Raw genomic sequence first — 395 nt, forward strand, 5'->3', positions numbered from 1 at the left:
GTCCGGATGGTGACCGGGGTGGTGATGACCGAGCGGGGCGTGGGCAAGTGGCTGCGCCGGCATGGCTTCGCCCCGCAGCGCCCGGCCCGCCGCGCCTACCAGCAGCAGGAGGACAAGGTGCGCGCGTGGCTGGAGGAGGAGTACCCGGCCATCGCCGCCCGCGCGAGGGCGGAGAAGGCGGTGGTGGCCGTGGCGGTCGTGACGTCGGCCTCGTGCCAGCTGTCGGGCTTCTTGAACGTGAGGACGCCGCCATGCCGGCGAGGGCGTCCGCCCCGGGGACCCGACCGGGCGGGGCCGGGGTCACGGAGCATGACCCGGTCCGAGCGCAGGCGCCCGACCAGCACGACGGGTAGGTCAGCGAGGGCGTGGGTCAAGTAGGCGATGTCGTAGCCGGA

General features: G+C 74.4%; 1 protein-coding gene and 1 pseudogene. One reads left to right on the forward strand and one right to left on the reverse strand.

All coding sequences use genetic code 11. From position 1 onward, the window contains the following. Positions 1 to 24: 24 nt before the first annotated feature. Positions 25 to 129 (forward strand): annotated as a pseudogene (locus AC2CJA_RS27320) (winged helix-turn-helix domain-containing protein); the annotation flags it as partial. Here AC2CJA_RS27320 and AC2CJA_RS27325 read toward each other — a convergent pair. Then, complete coding sequence (locus tag AC2CJA_RS27325) at positions 96 to 344, reverse strand: transposase (RefSeq protein ID WP_484605291.1); 249 nt, start codon at positions 342 to 344, stop codon at positions 96 to 98. The pseudogene AC2CJA_RS27320 and the gene AC2CJA_RS27325 sit on opposite strands and share 34 nt — an antisense overlap. Between the last annotated feature and the right edge of the window lie 51 nt (positions 345 to 395).

The organism is Streptomyces sp. ATLC9, from assembly GCF_057196705.1.